Origin of the sequence: Massilia sp. CFBP9012, from assembly GCF_034045115.1 — a bacterium.
GTDB lineage: Bacteria > Pseudomonadota > Gammaproteobacteria > Burkholderiales > Burkholderiaceae_D > Telluria.
Window position 1 is genome coordinate 60,147 of sequence record NZ_JAXCWM010000007.1, and the last position, 20,473, is coordinate 80,619.

Consider the following 20,473-nt stretch of genomic DNA (forward strand, 5'->3'; position numbering starts at 1 on the left):
TCGATTTCTCATCAATTCATGTGTTAGCGCTCTCAGCGCCTGATTTACCCCATAAAACAATACTCGGAGACAAGCAATGACCAAGACTACGCCCGCGGGGGCCGCAGTACGCACCTCGTCGTCCACCCCCATCCGCCTCGCCATCCTGACCCTGCTGGCCGGCATCGGCAGCGCCCAGGCGCAGACCGCGTCCGACCCCGCCTCCCCTGCCGCCGCCACACCGCCCGCCGTCGTCGACAACGGCCAGATCGCCGAGGTGAAGGTCACCGCCACCAAGCGTTCGACCTCGCTGCAGCGCACCCCGATCGCGGTCACCGCGCTCAACGCCGCCACCCTGCAGGACAACCACGTGCAGACCATGCTCGACGTGGTGGCGCTGGTGCCGGGCTTCCAGGCCACGGCCCAGGGCGACCATGGCGTCACCACCATGACCCTGCGCGGCATCGGCAACGACAGCGCCAAGACCGAGTACGCCGATCCTGCGGTTGCGACCTTCGTCGACAACGTCTATTCGCCGCGTGCCGAAGGCGCCACCGCGCTGCTGTTCGACGTCGAGGGCATCGAGGTGCTGCGCGGTCCGCAAGGCACGCTGTGGGGCCGCAACTCCACCGTCGGCGCAGTCAACATCCAGACCGTCAAGCCGGAACTGAACAGCCGCTCGGGCTATGTCGAAGGCGGCATCGGCGACTACAACCGCCTGGGCGCGCGCGGCGCGATCAACATCCCGATCGCCGACAATGCGGCGCTGCGCTTCGCCGTGGTGCACGAGCGCCACGACGGCTACGTCGACTACCAGCGCTTCAACAACCCGTCGGTCGAGTCGCAGCGCGCCGCCTACCTGGCCTCGGGCGCCGACCCGGCGGCGTTCCGTCCGATCAATCCGAACCAGTTCGTCTCGGGCGGCGACAAGTACAGCGCCCAGGACCAGAGCGCGGCGCGCCTGTCGCTGCTGTGGCAACTGGCGCCCAACCTGCGCTGGGACATCGCCTACGAAAAATTCATCGACCGCGGCACCCCGAGCGCCAACCTGATGCAAGTCCCGCGCGCCGGCGAAAAGCACTGGTCGACGCTGTCGGACAGCGCGCCCTGGATCAACCGCGACAGCCACAATGTGCGAAGCCGCCTGAGCTGGGACATCAGCCCCGACATGGCGCTGCAATACGTGGCCGGCTGGTCCAAGTACAGCGGCGACATGCGCTTCGACCAGGATGGCGGCACGGTGGTCCCGACCTCGATCACCACCGGCGGCATCTTCCAGGAACACACGACGGTCGATTCCAACTACCGCAGCTACAGCCACGAGGTGCTGCTGCAATCGACTGGCACCCGCACCATCGACTGGCAGGTGGGCGCCTACTATGGCCACGAGAAGAACGATATCCGCTTCGACATCGCCGGCATGAAAGGCACCCCGGACGGCGCCGTCAACTGGCAGGGTTCCTTCATCCAGCCGGAGCAGACCGTGGACACCTCGGCCGTGTTCGGCCAGGCCACCTGGAACATCAACGACGCCTGGCACCTGACCGGCGGCGTGCGCTACACGCACGACAAGCGCGTCCACATCGGTGGCCGCGGCTATACCTGGGGCTATGATCCAGCCGCGCCGCAGCTGCCGCTCAACCCGCACATCGACCCGCGCGACCCGGCCAACGGCTATGTCGAAGGCGTGCCGAACGATGGCCGCTACAGCGACAACAAGGCCACCGGCCTGGTGCGCCTGAACTACGACATCGACCGTAACAATATGGTCTATGCCAGCGTGTCGACGGGCTACAAGTCGGGCGGCGTGCAGGACCGCGGCCTGCCGTACCAGCCAGAGACCCTGACCAACTACGAGATCGGCTCCAAGAGCACCTTCATGGACGGCGCCCTGCGCATCAACAACGCGCTGTTCTACATGGACTTCAAGGACTTCCAGTTCAATTCGCCGGTCAGCTTCGCCGACGGCAGCCGCGGCCTGGCCATCGAGAACGCCGAGGGCGCCGAGGTGTACGGCCTGGAGACCGAGATCGCGGCGCGCATTGCCAAGGACGGCCGCCTGTCGATCGCGCTGGCGGTGCTCGACACCAAGCTCGGTCGCCTGATCGCCGGTTCGAACGACTACGCGCTGCCGCCCTGCACGGTCGACCCGCGCATCTCGAACTGCCTCGAGGTCACCGGCCACAAGCTGCCGCATGCGCCCAAGTTCTCGACCACGGTCCAGTACCAGCACACCTTCTACCTGGCCAACGGCGGCACCATCGTGCCGCGCATCACGGCGCGCTACGAGGATGACGTTCGCCTGAGCGTGTTCGACCTGGGTGAGGAAGACCGCCAGAAGGCCTATGCCAGCGCCGACCTCGGCCTGCGCTATGCGAAAGACAAATGGTGGGTCGACGCCTTCGTGCGCAACGTGAGCGACAAGAAGATCAAAACCAGCGCCTTCAACGGCTTCGGTCCGTGGCTGGCGCAGTACAAGCCGCCGCGCACCGTCGGCATCAACACCGGCTTCGATTTCTAAGCCGCAGCACGGCAGGCCCGTTCACCGGGCCTGCTTTTTTGTTTTTCACGTGGATTTGTTCCAGATTCGAGAGTTCCATGACCAAGAGCCCCAACTTCGACTTCAACAACGACTTCCCATCCGACTTCACCTGGGGCGTGGCTACCAGTTCCTTCCAGATCGAAGGCGCGCACGACGTCGACGGCAAGGGTCCGTCGATCTGGGACACCTTCTGCAAGGACAAGGCGAACATCAAGGATGGCAGCGACGGCACCGTCGCCTGCGACCACTACCACCGCTACCGCGAAGACGTCGAGATCATGGCCTCGCTGGGCGTGGACGCCTACCGCTTCTCGATGGCCTGGGCCCGCGTCCAGCCGGATGGCAAGGGCGCCTGGAACGAGGCCGGCTTCGGCTTCTACGACCGCCTGCTCGACGAGATTCTCGACAGGGGCATCCGCCCGCACGCCACGCTGTACCACTGGGACCTGCCGCAAGGCTTGCAGGACGATGGCGGCTGGATGAATCGCGACACCGCGCACCGCTTCGCCGACTACGCGCATGAAGTGGCGCGCCGCTTCGGCAACCGCATCGAGGCGATCGCCACCCACAACGAACCGTGGTGCACGGCCAACCTCGGCTACGGCAACGCCCAGTTCGCGCCGGGCGTGGTCGACCTGAAGCAGTCGATCCAGGTCTCGCACCACCTGCTGCTGTCGCACGGCCTGGCCATGCGCGCCATGCGCGAGGTGGGCGGCGCAGCGCAACTGGGCATCGTGCTCAATCAGTGGACCGCCGATCCTGCCACCGGTTCCGACGCCGACCGCGCCATGGCCGAATTCGAGTATGCGCGCTCGGTGCAGTGGTTCATGGACCCCATCTTCAAGGGCCATTACCCCGAACTGGCCCTGCGCGGCCATGGCGCCAACGCGCCGCAGGTCCGCGACGGCGACTTCGACATCATCAAGCAGAAGATCGACTTCCTCGGCTCGAACTATTATTTCCGCAGCTGGTGCAGCGCCGACACGCCGCCGGTGCCGCCACCGGCCCGCCACGGCGTCACCGACATGGGTTGGGAGATCTTCCCCGAAGGCCTGCCCGAACTGCTTATTAAATTAAAAGCTGAATACCCCGACCTGCCGCCGGTGTACATTACCGAGAACGGCATGGCCAATCCCGACCTGGTCGAGAACGGCCGTGTCCACGATCCGGCACGCATCGCCTACGTGCGCAGCCACCTGGCCGCGCTCAAGGAGGCGATGGATGCCGGCGTCGACGTGCGCGGCTACTTCCTCTGGAGCCTGCTCGACAACTTCGAGTGGAATTCGGGCTACGCCAAGCGCTTCGGCATCGTGCACGTGGATTATGCGACCCAGCAGCGCACCCTGAAGGACAGCGCGCTGTGGTATCGCGAATTCATTGCGGCCCGTAACAGGGCAAACCGCATCAAGACTTGATCGCCACAAATAAGAGCGACAAGGAGGAGACATGCAAACGAACACCTACCCCGACGGCCCGCGCCTGCTGGCCGACATCGGCGGCACCAACGCGCGCTTCGCCCTCGAGCTGGCGCCGGGCACGATCCAGGCCGTGCGGACGCTGGCCTGCGCCGACCACGCCCGCTTCGAAGACGCGCTGCGCTTTTACCTGGCCGGCACGCAACGGCTCCACGGCGCCCGCGTGCGCCACGCGGTGATCGCGATCGCCAATCCGGTGGAGGGCGACGCCATCCGCATGACGAACCACCACTGGGCATTCTCGATCGAGGCGGCGCGCCGTGCGCTGGGCCTCGAGACGCTGCTGGTGGTGAACGATTTCACCGCGCTGGCCATGTCGCTGCCGGCCCTGCGGCCGGGCGACCTGGCCCAGGTCGGCGGCGGGACAGCGCTACCCGGCGCCGCCATCGGCCTGGTCGGCGCCGGCACCGGCCTCGGTGTCTCGGGGCTGGTCCCGAGCGGCGAGCGCTGGCTTCCCCTCAATAGCGAAGGCGGCCACGTCGCCTTTTCTCCGCTCGACGAGCGCGAGGTGACCGTGCTGCGCCACGCCTGGCAGCGCTACGACCACGTCTCGGCCGAGCGCTTCGTCTCCGGCCCCGGCCTGGTGCTGATCCGCGAGGCGCTGGCCATGAGCCGCGGCATGGCGCCGGACAAGGACCTGTCGCCGTCCGACATCGTCACGCGCGGCCTGTCCGGCGGCGACGCCCTGTCGCTGGAAGCGATCGACTGCTTCTGCGGCATGCTGGGCACGGTGGCGGCCAACCTGGCGGTGACCCTCGGCGCGCGCGGCGGCATCTATATCGGCGGCGGCGTCGTGCCGCGCCTGGGCGCCTATTTCGTCGCCTCGCCGTTCCGCCCGCGCTTCGAGCGCAAGGGCCGCTTCAGCGAATTCACCGCGCGCATCCCCACCTGGCTGATCACGGCGCCCTATCCGGCCCTGCAGGGCGCCTCGGCGATCCTGTCGGACCACCTGGCCTGGACCCATGCGACAGCACCGCGCACGAGCACGAGCACGGAGGCCGCCCATGCGTAAGATCGCCTCGCCGCTGCTGTGGGTGCCGACCGGCTACTTCACGATGGCGCTCGGCTACGTGATGCTCACCAGCGTCACCGCCATCATGTTCAAGAACCTGGGCATGGACAACGGCCGCGCCGCCCAGTATTCGAGCCTGCTGATCCTGGCGTATACGGTCAAGCCGCTGTTCGCGCCGTTCGTGGAGATGTACCGCACCAAGAAGTTCTTCGTGCTGTGCGCGCAGGTGGCGATCGGCGCCGGCTTCGCCGGGGTCGCGCTGCTGATGGAACTGCCCGGCTACATGACCTTTTTGATGGCGATCTTCTTCGCCCTGTCGTTCATCGGCGCCACGCAAGACATCGCCAGCGACGGCGTCTACGTCACCTCGCTCGACGCCCGTGCGCAATCGCTGTACTGCGGCATCCAGAGCCTGTCCTGGAATATCGGCCCGATCGTGGCCGCCGGCGGCATGGTCTACCTCTCCGGCTACCTGCACACCCACGTCTTCGGCCACGATCCCACCGTGTTCGGGCCGGACTGGATCGACGCCTGGCGCATCATCTTCCTGCTGGTCGGCGGCCTGACCCTGCTGATGGCGCTGTGGCACTGGCGCACCATGCCGCAAGGCGCGCGCGCGGCCGACACGCCGTCCTCGGTGAAAGACGCCGGTCGCATCCTGCTCGACGCCTTCGTCACCCTGTTCCAGAAGCGCGGCGTGTGGCGCATGATCGCCTTCGCCTTCCTGTTCCGCTTCAGCGTGGGCCTGCTGGAAAAGATCGGCCCCTTCTTCATGGTCGATCCCGCCTCGAAGGGCGGCCTGGGCCTGTCGAACGAGATGCTGGGCCTGATCTATGGCACCTACGGCCTGGCCGCGGTGCTGGTCGGCTCGCTGCTCGGCGGCCTGTACGTCGCCAAGCGCGGCCTGAAGGCGACGCTGTTCGTGCTGTGCTGCGCGATCAACATCCCGAACGTGGCCTTCCTGGTGCTGGCGCTCACCATGCCATCGAGCCTGGTCCTGATCACGCTCGGCGTCGCGATCGAAAAATTCTTCTTCGGCTTCGGCGCCGTCGGCTTCATGATCTACCTGATGCAGCAGCTCGCGCCGGGCAAGTACACCACCACCCACTATGCCTTCGGCACCGGCCTGATGGGCCTGTGCGGCATGGTCACCGGCGTGATCAGCGGCCACCTGCAGGAGATGATGGGTTACGTCGGCTACTTCGTGCTGGTGATGGTCGCCACCATCCCCTCCTTCCTGGCCACCTGGTTCGCGCCGTTCTACCACGACGACGGCAGCCAGCCGAAGGCGGAGCCGGACCTCGATGCCGAGGGCAAGACGGTGCCGGCATGATGCGCCATGCCGGTTTTGCTTCCTGCCTGCTGCTATCCATGGCCACGGCCGCGGCGCAGCAAGCTCCACCACCATCCGCCATGACCGACATCGCCACCATTTCGCTCGACGCCCTGCTGCAGGAAGAACGACAGCTCCAGTTCGACCGCTTCGACCAGGACACCGCCGCCGCCCTCGGCGCCGCGCTGGTCGCGCGGGCGCGCAGCGCCAGCCGCCCGGTGACGCTCGAGATAAAACAGGGCGACACGGTCCTGTTCGCGCATGCGATGCCGGGCGCCTCGCCCGACCATGCGGACTGGATCCGGCGCAAGAACAACCTGGTCAGGCGCACCGGCCACAGCTCCTACTACACCCACAACGAAGTGCGCCAGGCCGGCGGCGACCATGACAAATTGCCCGGCCTCGACATGCGCGACTACGCGGCCCACGGCGGCGCCTACCCGATCGTCGTGCGCGGCCGCGGCGCGGTCGGCACGGTCACGGCGTCGGGCCTGCCCGGCGCCGACGACCACGCGCTGGTGGTGGCCGCGCTGAAAGACCATCTGCATATCGGAGAGCAGCCATGACACGCATCATCCGCTGGGGCATCCTCGGCACCGGGCGCATCGCCCGCGACTTCGCCGCCGGCCTGCGCGCCACGCCCGACGCCGTGCTGGCCGCGGTGGCCTCGCGCAGCAGCGAAGGCGCGCAGGCTTTCGCGCAGCAGTTCGACGTGCCCCTGGCGTTCAACAGCTACGAGGAGCTGGCCGACTCGCCCGAGGTCGACATCGTCTACATCGCCACGCCGCACCCGATGCACGCCGCCAACGCCCTGCTCGCCCTGCGCGGCGGCAAGGCGGTGCTGTGCGAAAAGCCGTTCGCGATGAACCGGCGCGAGGCGGGCGAGGTCGTGGCGCTGGCCCGGGCGAAAAACCTGTTCCTGATGGAGGCGATGTGGACCCGCTTCATGCCGGCCCTGGCCGAGGTCAGGCGCATCATCGCCTCCGGCGAGCTCGGCGCCGTGACCCAGCTGCACGCCGACTTCGGCTTCTCCGCCACGCCCGAGCCAAGCCACCGCGTCAACGATCCGACCCTGGGTGGCGGCGCCCTGCTCGACCTGGGCATCTATCCGCTATCGATCGCCTGCGCCCTGCTGGGCCGGGTCGAGGCGGTGCAGGCGCAGGCCGTCATGGGCGAGACCGGCGTCGATCTCACCACTGCCTTCACCATGCGCCACGCGGGCGGCACCCTGTCGATCTGCAGCTGCTCGCTGCGGGCGCGCGCGCCGAGCGAGCTGGTGGTGTCCGGCACGCGCGGCAGCGTGCGCATGCACCGCATGTTCCACATGACCGAAAGCGTCACGGTCGACCTGCTGGACGGCCCTTCGCGCACGATTGCCACGCCCTGGCTCGGCAACGGCTACACCCACGAGGCGATCGCCGCCGGACAGTGCCTGCGCGACGGCCTGCTCGAGCATCCCGACATGACCCACGACGAGACGCTGGCGATCATGGACCTGCTCGACACGATCCGCAGGCAGATCGGGCTGCGCTATCCGAGCGACGCCTGAGACCTGGCCAGCAGCGCTTCGAGCTGCTGGATATTGGCCGGCTTGACCAGGTAGTGGTCGAAGCCGGCGTCCAGCGCGGCCTGGCGGTCGGCGTCGCTGCCGTAGCCGGTCAGCGCGATCAGGAGCGGCGTGCGTTGTCCCAGCCCGGCGCGGATGCGGCGCGCCAGTTCGCGGCCGTCCATATCGGGCAGGCCGATGTCGAGGATGCAGGCGTCCGGGGTTTCTTCCAGCACGCGCCGCAAGGCCGGCCTTGGCGCGTGCTCGACGTCCACCCGGTAGCCTTGGGCCTCCAGCAGCAGCGCCAGTGAAGTCGCGGCGTCGGCGTTGTCGTCCACCACCAGCACCCGCCCCGCCTCGTCGCCACGCACCCGCGCGGCCGGCGCCGCCGTGTCGGCCACGGGCGCGGACGTCTCTGCCAGGCGCGGCAAGGTCACGATGAAGGTGCTGCCGTGGCCCAATCCGGCGCTGTCGACGCGCACCCGTCCACCATGCAGCTCTACCAGGTTTTTCACCAGCGCCAGGCCCAGGCCCAGGCCGCCCTGGGCCCGGTCCGGCGTGCGCCGCGCCTGGGTGAACAGGCCGAACACGTCGGGCAGCAGTTCGGGGGCGATGCCGATGCCGTCGTCCTGCACCGCCAGCACCGCCTCGCCGCCCTCGGTGCGCACCGTGACCAGCACGCTGCCTTCGTCCGGCGTGTATTTCGCGGCATTGTTGACCAGGTTGGCCAGCACCTGGATCAGGCGCTTGGCGTCGCCCTCGACCAGCACCCTGGTATCCGGCAGTGCGGTGCGCAGGCGGTGGCGCTTCATCTCCAGCAGCGGTTGCACCTGCTCCAGCGCGGCGGTGACGACCTGGCGCAGGTCCACCCGGTCGCGCTGCAGTTCGATCACGCCGCGCGTGACGCGCGACACGTCGAGCAGGTCGTCCACCAGGTGCACCATGTGGTCGACCTGGCGCGCGATGATCTCGCTGGTGCGCCGCACCGCGCCCGGGTCGCTCGCGTACACGCTCCTGAGCAGGCCAGCTGCGGTGCTGATCGGCGCCAGCGGGTTCCTCAACTCGTGCGCCAGCATGGCCAGGAATTCGTTCTTGCGCTCGTCCGCCAGGCGCAGCGCCTGAAGCGCCTCATTGCGTTCGCGCTCGGCCATGCCGCGCGTCAGGTCCTGGCGGTACAGCTGGTAGGCGAAGCGCCATACCACGGCAATCAGGATCACCAGCAGGCCCCATACGAACAGCCAGATCATGGTGGTCAGGTCGATGCCGGGATCGGCGGCGCGCACGGCAGCGGTGGCGACCATGCCCAGTGCGATCGGAGCCAGCACCAGCGGCACCATCAGCTGGCGCAGCGTCCTGCTGCTGGGCGTGGGACTGGCCAGCGCCACCACCATGCCCTGGTGCGGGCGCAGTGCCAGCACCGCGCTCGAACCGAGCATGAAGGCCAGCGCGGTGCGCAGGGAAGTGCCGCGCCCCGGCAGCAGCTGGTACAGGAAGGTGTCCTCGGCGACGAATCCGGCGATGGTCAGCAACGAGAACAGCAGCACGCTGGCGGCCAGTGCCTGCGCGAAGCCGACCGTGCGCCGCACCCCGACAAACGCCAGGCTGGCGCCGAGCACCACGAACAGGCCGGCCGTCAGCGGCGCCGGCAGGCTCCAGGCAGTGGACGCGCTGCCCAGGCCCAGCGACAGCGGCGCCGGCGCCCAGCCGGACAGGCGCATGGCCACGCTACCGATGCCGATCGCCAGCGCCAGCAAGGCCGGCAAGCGGCCGGCGCGGGCGACGGCGCGCACCGGATGCAGTTGCAGCAGCACGCTGGCGGCGACGCACACGAAGCCGGCCGCGGTTCCCGGATACATCTGCGGACTGCCGGTGACCGCGCCGATCAGCAATGGCGAGCCCAGGCCCCACCCGGCGAGCGTGGTGAGGGCGATCAGCAGGCAGGCGATCGCGGCGCCCGCCGGCACGGCGGGCCAGGTCGGAAAAGTTTTCATCGGCTGGCGGATGGTTGAATGCCCGCCCATGCTACCAGCCGCGACCTTTTAGGCAGGCACGGATGCCCTGGGGAAAACCGTCAGGGCTGCGCCGCGCTCCCGTACCAGCCGTACTCCCAGCGCCACGGCATGTCGTTCTCGCCCAGCGCCAGGCGCGCGATCTCGGGGAAGATGCGCTCGGCGCGCACGTCGTTGGACAGCATCACCAGGCAGCGCCGGCGCGCCTCCAGGCAGATCGCCATATTGCCGGTGCTGTCGTTGTGCCCGCCCTTGAACCATCCGGCGCCACTGCGATCCTGGAAGGTGACCACGCCCAGGCCGGCGGCCAGCCCCTCTACCTGCGCGCCGGGCCGCGACACCAGGGTCGGGAACTGGCCGGCGCTCAGGATCGGCAGTTGCGGGCGGACCATCTCGGCGCGCAACTTGGCGCTCAGTGCGTCGCCGCGCACGAGCGCCGCCCACATGCGGGCCTGGTCGGCGATCGTGGTGTCCATCGAGCCGGCGGCGGTGACGGCGCTGCGCTGGTCGTGCGGCTCCATCTTGCCTTCCATGGTGTAGCCGTCGGCCAGGTTGGCGGCGAAGTCCGGCCGCCAGCGCATCGCGGTGTTGGGCATGCCGAGGCGATCGAACACGCGCACCTGCATCTCGCGGCCGGCATCGAGCCCCAGGCCCTGCTCGACGATCAGCTGCAGGATGTACATGCCTTCAGCCGAATAGGCATAGCGCGCGCCGGGGTCGAAGTGAAAGCGCAGCTTCTCGTCCGGCTCGAGCCAGCGGAAGTTGGCGAAGCCGCCCGCATGCGTGAGCAGGATGCGCGGCGTGAGCTGGCGCCAGCGTTCATCCAGCGCCAGGTCGCTGAAATCCCGGCGCTCGCCAAGCCGGTAGTCGGGCAAGGGCCTGGGCAGCAGCCGCGTGAGCGGGGCGTCGAGATCGAGCCGGCCTTCGCTGGCCAGCTGCAGCAGCATGTAGGCAAAGGCGGTCTTGGTCAGCGAGGCGCCGTACATGACGGTGTCGGGCTGCAGCGGCAGGTCGCGTTCCAGATTGCGCTTGCCGTAGGCCGCGACCTTGACCACCTGGCCCTCGTCGATCAGCGCCAGCGCCAGCCCCACCACCTGCCCGCGCGCCATCAGGGCCTCGATGTCACGGTCCGAGAAGCCTGGGTCGGGCCCGCGCGGCGCGCTCGAGCAGCTGGCCAGGAACAGCGACACGACTGCCACCAACAGCGTTTTCATCGGCTTCTCCTCGGTTGAATGCCCGTATTTACGAATGCATGACCAAGTGTAGCGCCAGGATAGTCTTCGGACAATCGCCCGGATCAGAAGGCGTGGCGCAGGCCGAGCGCGGCGCCTTTCAGGGTGGCGCCGGGCGCCGCGCCCAGGCTGTTGATCGCGAAGTCGTAGCCGCCGTTCGCCTCGTTGTCGAGGTGGGTGACGTAGGCATGCAGCGCGGTGCGCTTCGACAGCGTGTACTCGTAGCCGAGCGTGAGGTGGGTGGCGCCGGTCTGTGCGCCGCCACGAATGAAGCCGACCCGGTTGCCGGCGGCGCCCTTGCCATCGTCGGCACGCGCCAGCCCGAGGCGCAGGCCGTGCGCGCCGAGTTGATGGGTGACCGAGACATACCAGGCATTGCGATCCAGGCCGCCGGCAGCGGTCTCGTATTCGAGGCGTTCGGCCAGCAGCGCCACCCGGGTATCGCCAAAGCGCCGCGCCACGGCCAGCTTGGTGCCGCTGTCGCGCAATCCCGGCCCCTGGTATTCGTGATGCCGCTCGTGGGCCAGCGTCGCATACCACGGCCCCTGATCGTAGACCGCAGCGACCGACGTCATGGACGGCTTGGCGCCGCTGGCCGGGCGCTCCTCGGCCAGGCCATGCGTCAGGCGCAGGCCCAGGCCTTTCCAGGGCCGGCTCCAGTAATGGATGGAGTTGGCCTGGCGCCGGTCGAAGGAAGAGGTGTTGCTGACGTTGTCGGTCGACGCGGCCGAGCCGTTGCCGATGATGCTCATATAGCCGGCGGTGGTCGGATAGAAGGGATCGAGGCTGGAGGTGGCGCCGTTGTAGGCGGCGGTCCAGTGGCCGGCGAACAGGGTGCCGAAGTCGCCATCGAGGCCGACCCGGGTGTCGCGCCGCGCCAGTTCGCCAGCCCCCGTGTCGGGGGCGAGCGCTGCCTCGATCTGGAAGATGGCGCTCACCCCGTCCCCCAGGGCCTCGCTGCCGCGAAAGCCCAGCACCGAGCGGTTGTTCGATACCCGTTGCTGGCTCAGGCGCGGGCCATCGGCGCCGGCGGATGCCTTCACGTATTCGGCCGAGACGTTCAGGCGGCCGTAGAACTGGACCTGGGTCTGGGCCTGGGTCTGGACCTGGGTCTGGGCGGCGGCGCATGCCGCGAACGCCAGCGCACTGCGGCGCAAGTATTTACTCATCGAAGACTCTCCTTGCCAGAATTGTCAGCCATGGGGCCCGTCCGGGCCTATCCCCAATCGAGGGGAGATCCATCCCCCCAAACGTGTTGGTTTTACGCCGCTTTACATTTCCCGCCCTGTGGCGCGCTGCCCGCCCGGCCGTTAATCATGGACGAAACCCGCAACCGGAAACCATCATGATCGACAGCATCGGCGGCGCCAGCGCCGCACAGGCGGCATTCGCCCCAAGCCCGAAGAAGAACGACGAGGCGGCGATTGCCTCCACCGCCACGGTCACGCCCCCGGATGCCGACGCGACGCCAGCGGCGCCCGCCCAAAGCGCCGAGTCGGCGGCCGGGGCGCGCCTGGGCGACGAATTGAATGCCCAGGCCGACGCCGCGCGCGTGCAGCGCGCCGTGGACGCATCGTCGGCGTCGGCCACGGCGTCGAGCGAGGACAGTGAGGACAGTGAGGCGGTCGAGGAAACCGGGAGTGCCCAGGCCCCGGCTGCGGCGCCCCCTGCGCCGGCGGGCGGAGCTGGGGGCGCCGCGGCGTCCTCGGAGACCACCGACACCGACTACATCGCCGAAGCCGACACCAATTCGGACAAGACGGTCAGCGACGAGGAACGCGCCGCCTACGAGGCCAAGCTACGCGAGCAAAACGAAAAACAGGCCGAGGTGCGCGCCGCGTATGGACAGGACGAGGGCTCCGCGCCGGCGCTCGACGTTACCGCCTGACGCAGAGATCCGGGTCGACGATGCGCGAGAATGCTGCACTGCACCCGGAGTTATACGAAGTAAATTCAAAATAACTGAAGAAACGCGTTGTAGTCAGGTAGTCAACTACGGTAGAGTGTCGCCTTCCGAGAAGACTTTCCATGAGGCGGCGCATGCCAGACCCTAGCCCGACTACGCCCCCCGGATTGTTGCTTGCGACGGACCTGAGCGCCCGCTGCGACCGGCCTTTGGCCCGCGCCAAGCAGCTGGCCGACGAATTTTCAATACCGCTGGTGGTCCTGACGGTGCACGACGCACCCCAGGCGCCCGGCGACGTACTCCAATGGCTCGACGGCGACGCCGGCCGCGCCCACCAGGAACGCGCGGCGCGCGAGGAGTTCGCACGCGAGTTCGCCGGCTCGTCCCTGCAGGTCGCCCAGCGTTTCGCCACCGGTGCGGCTCCCGCCGCCATCCTCGACAGCGCGGCCACCCTGCCCGGCGCCATCGTGGTCGCCGGCGCCTCGCAGCACGACAGCCTGGGCGACCTGCTGCTCGGGTCCACCGTCGAGAAACTGGCGCGCGCCCTGGCGCAGCCGCTGCTGGTGGTGCGCCAGCGCGTGCGCGGCCCCTACCGCCGCATCATGGTGGCGACCGACCTCACACCGGCATCGACCCTGGCACTGGAAACGGCGGCCGGCCTGTTCCCCGGGCGCCGGATCACCGTGTTCCACGCCCATGACGCCGACACCCTGGCGCCGGATGCGCCACCGCACGCGGAACTGATCCGCTTCCTCGACCGCTGCGCGCTGCCACCCGGCGCGCGTGAACTGGTCGACCCGGTGATCGGCGAAGGCGAACCCGCCTCCCAGCTTGCGCGCCATGTAGTGGATAATAGTATCGATCTGGTCGTGCTCGGCCTGCATGAAGAATCGGCGCTGATGCGCCTCCTGACCGGTAGCCGCAGTGAATACCTGCTGCAGGCAGTCGTGTGCGACACGCTGCTTGTGCGTCCCCCTGTGCGCCCTGGAGAATATGATGAGAATGAGAAAACCTAAAATCGCACTGCGCCTCTGCGCGCGCCGCTATATGTCGCACTGCCCCGAAGGATGATGTCGATGACCTCACTGCCACTGATCCTGCTCGTCCTTCTTCCCTTCGCCGGCGCCTTCGTCTCCGCCTGCCTGCCCAATGGGTCACGCAACCGTCCCGCCATCGCGGCCGGCGCGTTTACCCTGACGGCCCTCATCTTCGCCATTGCCCAGTTCCCCGCCCTCGATGCCGGTGAGGTGCTGCAATCACGCCACAGCTGGCTGCCGATGTTCGGCCTCGACATCATCATCCGCATGGACGGCCTGGCCTGGCTGTTCTCGATAATGGTGCTCGGCATTGGCCTGCTGGTGATCCTGTACGCGCGCTACTACATGTCCAAGCGCGACCCCGTCGCGCGCTTCTACGCCTACATGCTGGCCTTCATGGGCTCGATGATGGGCGTGGTCCTGTCGGGCAACCTGATCCAGCTGGTGGTGTTCTGGGAACTCACCAGCCTGACGTCCTTCCTCCTGATCGGCTACTGGCAAGACAGTATCGACGCCCGCCGCGGCGCGCGCATGGCCTTCACCGTCACCACCGCCGGCGGCCTGTGCCTGCTGGCCGGCGTGCTCACCCTCGGCCACATCGTCGGCAGCTACGAGCTCGAGGCGGTGCTGGCGGCCGGCGACCAGATCCGCGCCCATGCGCTCTACCTGCCGGCGCTGGTGCTGATCGCCCTCGGCGCGCTGACCAAGAGCGCGCAGTTCCCGTTCCACTTCTGGCTGCCGCACGCGATGTCGGCGCCGACCCCGGTGTCGGCCTACCTGCACTCGGCCACCATGGTCAAGGCCGGGGTGTTCCTGCTCGCGCGCCTGTACCCGGCCCTCGGCGGCACCCCGGAATGGACCTGGCTCATCCTCGGCGCCGGCGCCACCACCCTGGTGCTGGCCTCGTTCTTCGCGATCTTCCAGAACGATATGAAGGGGCTGCTGGCCTACTCGACCATCAGCCACCTCGGCCTGATCACCTGCCTGCTGGGCATCGGCACCCCGCTGTCGGTGGTCGCGGCGGTGTTCCACATCATGAACCACGCGATCTTCAAGGCCTCGCTGTTCATGGCGGTCGGCATCGTCGACCACGAGACCGGCACTCGCGACATGCGCGTGCTGCGCGGATTGCGCAAGGCGATGCCGGTGACGGCCGCGCTGGCGATCGTGGCCTCGGCCTCGATGGCCGGCGTGCCTCTGCTGAACGGCTTCCTGTCGAAGGAGATGTTCTTCGCCGAGACCGCCCACGTGGGCGGCAGTGAAGACTGGACCCTGTCGTACGTGGCGGTGGCGATGGGCATCTTCAGCGTCGCCTACTCGCTGCGCTTCATCAGCGTGTTCTTCGGCCGCCTGTCCAAGGACCTGCCGCAAGAGCCGCACGAGCCGGCGCGCTGGATGCGCTTCCCGGTCGAGTGCCTGGTGGTGCTGTGCATCGCGGTCGGCGTGATGCCCGAGCGCGTGGTCGGCGACGTGCTGGCCGTCGCGTCGGGCTCGATCCTGGGCAGCGCCATGCCGGAATACGACCTGGCGATCTGGCACGGCTTCAACCTGGCGCTCGGGATGAGCGGCGCCGCGCTGCTGCTGGGCGCCCTGCTGTACTGGGTCCTGCTGCGCCGCCACGACCTGCGCGAGCGCACCCAGGTGCCAGTGCTGCACCGCCTGAAGGGCGCGCAAGCCTACGAGAACACCATGCTGGCGCTGTCGACCGGCGCCAGCGCGCTGATCCGCTGGACCGGCACCCGCCGCCTGCAACCGCAAATGCTGGTGCTGATGGCCATCATGGTGGCCACGCCGCTGCTGCTGGTCGATCCGCTGCCCACCATTCCGACCCTGAGCGTGCATGCGCTCGACCCGCTGTTCGCGGTGCTGTGGATCATCGGCGCCGGCTGCGCACTGGGCGCGGCCTACAGCGCCAAATACCACCGTCTGGTGGCGCTGGCCCTGGTCGGCGGCACCGGCATCGTGACCGCGATTACCTTCGTCTGGCTGTCGGCGCCCGACCTCGCGCTGACCCAGCTGATGGTGGAAACCGTGACCACGGTGCTGATCCTGCTCGGCCTGCGCTGGCTGCCGCCGCGCTTCGCGCCGGCCGGCCTCAAGCAAAGGGCGCCGTTCAGCACCTGGTTCCGGCGCGGGCGCGACAGCTCCATCGCCGTCGCCGGCGGCCTGGGCATCGCTGCCGCCAGCTATGCGGTCCTGAGCCTGTCCCCGCCGCCCTCGATCGGCGAATTCTTCGTTCTGCGCGCGCTCACCGAAGGCGGCGGCTCGAACGTGGTCAATGTGCTGCTGGTCGACTTCCGCGGCTTCGACACCATGGGTGAAATTACCGTGCTGTCGGCTGTGGCCTTGACTGTGTATGCCCTGCTGCGTCGCTTCCGCCCCGCCACCGAATCGATCGCGATTCCGGTGCAGCAGGCCAGCGACGTCGATCCGGCCGTCACCCAGACGCCTGCCGAGCAGGCCAGCACCGGCTACCTGATGGTGCCTGCCGTCTACCTGCGCCTGCTGCTGCCGGTGATGGGTGTGATGGCGGCCTACTTCTTCATGCGCGGCCATAACCTGCCGGGCGGCGGCTTCGTCGCCGGCCTGATCTTCGCCACCGCGCTGATCGTGCAGTACATGGTGGCCGGCACAGACTGGGTCGAATCGCACCTGCGCCTGCGGCCGCACCGCTGGATCGCCTGGGGCCTGGCGTGCGCCGCCTTCACCGGCATCGGCGCCTGGTTCCTCGGCTATCCGTTCCTGACCAGCCATACCGCCCACGTCACCCTGCCGATCCTGGACGAGATCCACATCCCGAGCGCCTTCATGTTCGACCTGGGCGTATTCCTGGTGGTGGTCGGTTCCACCATGCTGACCCTGGTCGCGCTGGCCCACCAGTCGCTGCGCAGCCACCGCGCGGCGGCCGACGCCACGCGCGCCACCATCCCGCCCGCCAAGGAGATCTTCTGATGGAGCTCGTCATTTCGCTCGCCATCGGCATCGTGTTCGGCTCCGGCATCTGGCTGATCCTGCGTCCGCGCAGCTTCCAGGTGCTGGCCGGCCTGATGCTGATGTCCTACGCCGTCAACCTGTTCATCTTCGTGATGGGCCGCCTGTGGGTCGACGCCCCGCCGCTCACACCCGCCGGCACCACCCCTAATCCGGCGCTGCTGGCCGACCCGCTGCCGCAAGCCCTGGTGCTCACGGCGATCGTGATCGGCTTTGCCACCACCGCGCTGTACCTGGTGGTGATGATCGGTTCGCGCGGCCTGACCGGCACCGACCACGTGGATGGCAAGGAGCCTGAATTATGAGTTTGCACTGGACCCAGCACCTGATTCTGGTGCCGGTATTGCTGCCGCTGCTGGTGGGCGCCGCCCTGGCCCCGCTGACGCAGGGCTGGCACCGTCTGAAGTACTGGCTCAGCTACGCCTCGCTGCTGGGCCTCCTGGCCACGGCGCTGGCGCTGATCTTCATGACCGACGGCGGCCACTGGCAGGACGGCATGGGCATCTACCTGGCCGCCAACTGGAGCGCGCCATTCGGCATCGCCCTGCTGGCCGACCGCCTCTCCGCCCTGATGCTGCTGCTCACCGCGGTGCTCGGCCTGGCCTCGCTGCACTTCACCCGCACCCGCTGGGGCCGGATCGGCGTGCATTACCACACGCTGTTCCAGTTCCTGCTCATGGGGATCAACGGCGCCTTCCTGACCCACGACCTGTTCAACCTGTTCGTGTTCTTCGAAGTGATGCTGGCCGCGTCGTATGGACTGGTGCTGCACGGGTATAACGCCGAGCGCATCCGCGCCAGCATGCAGTACATCGCGATCAACCTGGCCGCCGCCCTGATGTTCCTGCTCGGCACCGCGCTGATCTACGCCACCACCGGCACCCTGAACATGGCCGACCTGGCCGCGCGCGTGCCGCTGCTGTCGGGCGAAGAACTGGCCCTGTTCAAGGTCGGCGCGAGCGTGCTGGCGCTGGCCTTCCTGACCAAGGGCGCCATGTGGCCGCTGGGCTTCTGGCTGCCCACCACCTATGCCGCGGCCTCGCCGCCGGTGGCGGTGATGCTGGTCCTGATGACCAAGGTCGGCGCCTATGTGGTGCTGCGCCTGTGGCTGTTGATCTTCTCGGACAACGCGGGCGCCGCCGCCGGCTTCGGCGGCGATGCGCTGCTGTATGCCGGCATGGCGACCATCGTGTTCGGCGCCGCCGGCATGCTGTCGACCGACACCGCCGGCCGCATGGCGGGCTATGGCGCGATCGTCTCGTCCGGCACCCTGCTGGCGGTGATCGGCTACGGCCAGCCGGCCCTGGTCACAGCCGGCATCTACTACCTGATCGGCTCGACCATCGCGGTGGCCGCCTTCCTGCTGCTGATCGAACTGATCGACCGCATCCGCACCCCGCGCTCGGCGATGCTGGCGCTGACCATGGAAGCGTTCGCGGTCGAAGATGCGCCGGACGAACCGACCGGCCGCGGCGTGCCGGCCGCGATGGCCTTCCTGTCGCTGGCCTTCGCCGCCTGCGCGCTGATGATCGCCGGCCTGCCGCCGCTGTCGGGCTTCGTGGCCAAGTTCAGCATGTTCCATGCGCTGCTCAATCCGCAGGTCGACGCGGTGTCGGGCGTGGCTACGATCTCCACGTCCGGCTGGGTCCTGATGACCCTGATCATCCTCTCCGGCCTGATCGCCGTGATCTCGATGATGCGCTTCGGCGTGCGCACCTTCTGGGCCAGCGGCGCCACCGAGCCGCCCAAGGTGCACCGCTCCGAAGTGGCGCCGATCCTGTTCCTGCTGGCGCTGTCGGTCCTGATGACCGTGCAGGCCAATCCGCTATTCGGCTACCTGGCCCGCGCCAGCGACGACATCCACCGTCCGGGCAACTACATCGGCCGCGTGCTGTCCGAGCCGACCGTGCCGGGACCCGGCTCCGCGCCTGGCCTCGCGCCCGCGACGCTCTCGCCCAAGGAGGCGCCATGATGCGCTGGCTACCCTACCCGTTCGTGTCGCTGGCGCTGTGCGGCCTGTGGCTGCTGCTGAACCAGACCCTGTATCCGGGCCACATCCTGCTCGGCGCGCTGCTGGGCATCGCCGGTCCGATCCTGACCCGCCACCTCAACCCGCTGGGCTACCCGCGCCTGCGCAAGCCCATCGTCGCGCTGCGCCTGCTGGGCTTCGCCTCGGTCGAGGTGGTGCGCTCGTGCCTCAACGTGAGCAAGGTCATCCTGTTCGCCGACTATGCCAACCTGAACTCGCAGTTCATCCGCGTGCCGCTCGACATCCGCGATCCCTACGGCCTGGCGGCGCTGTCCTGCCTGATCAATATGACGCCAGGCACGGTGTGGACCGAGCTGCAGCCCGGGGGCGATCCCGACAAACATGAGCTGGTGCTGCACGTGTTCGACCTGCACGATGCCGCGTGGTGGGTCGACACCATCAAGACCCGCTACGAACAGCCCCTCATTCAAATCTTCGACACGGAGGCCCGCCATGGCGACCCTGCTTGAACTCTCGATCGGCTACGCCCTGGTGTGCGTGCTGGCGGCAATGGCGCTGTGCGCCGCCCGCCTGCTGATCGGCCCCTCGGCCCACGACCGCGTGCTGGCCCTCGACACCCTCTGGATGTGCGGCATGCTGCTGGCCCTGGTGCTGGGCATCCGCTTCGGCACCCAGATCTATTTTGAAGTGGCGATGCTGATCGCGCTGGTCGGCTTCGTCTCGACCATCGCGATGGCGAAGTTCCTGATGCGCGGGGAGATCATCGAATGACCGGCATCGAACACCTGCCCGACTGGGCCGCCCTGCTGGTCTCGCTGCTGCTGATCCTGGGCTCCAGCATCATCCTGATCGGCGCGCTCGGCCTGATACGCCTGCGCAGCTTCTACCAGCGTATCCACGGCCCGGCGATCACGGTCACGCTGGGCGCCGGCAGCCTCCTGATCGCGTCGATGCTCTACTTTACGGTGGCGCAATCGCGCGTGGTCGTGCACGAGATCATCATCACCGTGTTCGTGCTCCTGACCGCGCCGGTGGTGGCGATGATGATCATGCGCGCCGCCGTCTACCGCGACCTGCGCGCGAAGAAGGGCGACGCGGGCGCCACCGCGGGCGAGGTCTATACCATCTCGCGCGAGTAGGACACCGGCGACAGTCTCGAACTCGAACTCGGCCTGGAAATACTCCAGGCCGTTTTTTTTCATCGTCTCGTGCACCCTAACGTCGAGTAAATACAACATCGCGAAAAATAGATTGCGCGCCGCAACAATGTTAGCGCTATCAGGTTTTCATGACGCTTGCTGAGTGAAAAACCATCGGCGCCACCATTTGCGCCCACCGCAAAGCGGCAAAACCAGCCCCGGATCACATTGCATTGCAACATCGATAACGTGTTTACAAAAAAAATTAGCTGAACAACACTT

General features: G+C 68.0%; 17 protein-coding genes. 14 read left to right on the top strand and 3 right to left on the bottom strand.

Translation table 11 applies throughout. The features are described from left to right. The first annotated feature begins 76 nt into the window (after positions 1-76). The 6 genes from SOM61_RS12955 to SOM61_RS12980 all read left to right on the top strand — a co-directional run bounded on the left by SOM61_RS12955 (position 77) and on the right by SOM61_RS12980 (position 7,890). On the top strand, positions 77-2,500 hold the full coding sequence (locus SOM61_RS12955; protein WP_320474481.1) for a TonB-dependent receptor: 2,424 nt from the start codon (positions 77-79) through the stop codon (positions 2,498-2,500). A gap of 77 nt (positions 2,501-2,577) precedes the next feature. Next, positions 2,578-3,936, top strand: a complete 1,359-nt coding sequence (locus SOM61_RS12960) for a GH1 family beta-glucosidase (RefSeq protein WP_320474482.1) — start codon at positions 2,578-2,580, stop codon at positions 3,934-3,936. Between the two features lie 31 nt (positions 3,937-3,967). Beyond that, positions 3,968-5,008: a glucokinase gene (locus SOM61_RS12965; RefSeq protein WP_320474483.1), complete on the top strand. Its 1,041-nt coding sequence runs from the start codon at positions 3,968-3,970 to the stop codon at positions 5,006-5,008. Next, the gene (locus SOM61_RS12970; protein ID WP_147933514.1) at positions 5,001-6,341 is read left to right on the top strand and encodes an MFS transporter; all 1,341 of its coding nucleotides are present in this window, start codon (positions 5,001-5,003) and stop codon (positions 6,339-6,341) included. The genes SOM61_RS12965 and SOM61_RS12970 overlap by 8 nt, the downstream gene beginning before the upstream one ends. After that, positions 6,338-6,907: a heme-degrading domain-containing protein gene (locus tag SOM61_RS12975; protein ID WP_320474484.1), complete on the top strand. Its 570-nt coding sequence runs from the start codon at positions 6,338-6,340 to the stop codon at positions 6,905-6,907. Before SOM61_RS12970 ends, SOM61_RS12975 begins: the two co-directional genes overlap by 4 nt. Further along, positions 6,904-7,890, top strand: coding sequence for a Gfo/Idh/MocA family protein (locus SOM61_RS12980; protein ID WP_320474485.1), 987 nt, complete (start codon positions 6,904-6,906; stop codon positions 7,888-7,890). The genes SOM61_RS12975 and SOM61_RS12980 overlap by 4 nt, the downstream gene beginning before the upstream one ends. Here SOM61_RS12980 and SOM61_RS12985 read toward each other — a convergent pair. The 3 genes from SOM61_RS12985 to SOM61_RS12995 all read right to left on the bottom strand — a co-directional run bounded on the left by SOM61_RS12985 (position 7,872) and on the right by SOM61_RS12995 (position 12,297). Next, complete coding sequence (locus SOM61_RS12985; RefSeq protein WP_320474486.1) at positions 7,872-9,878, bottom strand: hybrid sensor histidine kinase/response regulator; 2,007 nt, start codon at positions 9,876-9,878, stop codon at positions 7,872-7,874. The two genes, SOM61_RS12980 and SOM61_RS12985, sit on opposite strands and share 19 nt — an antisense overlap. A gap of 80 nt (positions 9,879-9,958) precedes the next feature. Next, a complete protein-coding gene (locus SOM61_RS12990; RefSeq protein ID WP_320474487.1) occupies positions 9,959-11,110 on the bottom strand; it encodes a serine hydrolase domain-containing protein in 1,152 nt (383 codons plus the stop codon). Positions 11,111-11,193: 83 nt separating this feature from the next. Beyond that, complete coding sequence (locus SOM61_RS12995; RefSeq protein ID WP_320474488.1) at positions 11,194-12,297, bottom strand: porin; 1,104 nt, start codon at positions 12,295-12,297, stop codon at positions 11,194-11,196. 176 nt (positions 12,298-12,473) lie between these two features. Here SOM61_RS12995 and SOM61_RS13000 point away from each other — a divergent pair, with 176 nt between their 5' ends. The 8 genes from SOM61_RS13000 to mnhG all read left to right on the top strand — a co-directional run bounded on the left by SOM61_RS13000 (position 12,474) and on the right by mnhG (position 20,191). Next, positions 12,474-13,016 (top strand): hypothetical protein, encoded by a 543-nt coding sequence (locus tag SOM61_RS13000; RefSeq protein ID WP_320474489.1) that lies wholly within the window; start codon positions 12,474-12,476, stop codon positions 13,014-13,016. A gap of 152 nt (positions 13,017-13,168) precedes the next feature. Continuing rightward, positions 13,169-14,050, top strand: coding sequence for a universal stress protein (locus tag SOM61_RS13005; protein WP_320474490.1), 882 nt, complete (start codon positions 13,169-13,171; stop codon positions 14,048-14,050). A 60-nt stretch (positions 14,051-14,110) separates the two neighbouring features. After that, entirely contained in the window at positions 14,111-17,023 is a 2,913-nt protein-coding gene (locus tag SOM61_RS13010; protein ID WP_320474491.1) for a monovalent cation/H+ antiporter subunit A, read from the top strand. Continuing rightward, a complete protein-coding gene (locus tag SOM61_RS13015; protein WP_123068473.1) occupies positions 17,023-17,367 on the top strand; it encodes a Na+/H+ antiporter subunit C in 345 nt (114 codons plus the stop codon). The genes SOM61_RS13010 and SOM61_RS13015 overlap by 1 nt, the downstream gene beginning before the upstream one ends. Next, on the top strand, positions 17,364-19,034 hold the full coding sequence (locus tag SOM61_RS13020) for a monovalent cation/H+ antiporter subunit D (protein ID WP_320474492.1): 1,671 nt from the start codon (positions 17,364-17,366) through the stop codon (positions 19,032-19,034). The genes SOM61_RS13015 and SOM61_RS13020 overlap by 4 nt, the downstream gene beginning before the upstream one ends. Beyond that, positions 19,031-19,561, top strand: coding sequence for a Na+/H+ antiporter subunit E (locus tag SOM61_RS13025; RefSeq protein WP_320474493.1), 531 nt, complete (start codon positions 19,031-19,033; stop codon positions 19,559-19,561). Before SOM61_RS13020 ends, SOM61_RS13025 begins: the two co-directional genes overlap by 4 nt. Then, positions 19,545-19,823, top strand: a complete 279-nt coding sequence (locus SOM61_RS13030; RefSeq protein ID WP_123068470.1) for a K+/H+ antiporter subunit F — start codon at positions 19,545-19,547, stop codon at positions 19,821-19,823. The genes SOM61_RS13025 and SOM61_RS13030 overlap by 17 nt, the downstream gene beginning before the upstream one ends. After that, positions 19,820-20,191, top strand: a complete 372-nt coding sequence (gene mnhG / locus SOM61_RS13035; protein WP_123068469.1) for a monovalent cation/H(+) antiporter subunit G — start codon at positions 19,820-19,822, stop codon at positions 20,189-20,191. Before SOM61_RS13030 ends, mnhG begins: the two co-directional genes overlap by 4 nt. The last annotated feature ends 282 nt before the right edge of the window (positions 20,192-20,473 follow it).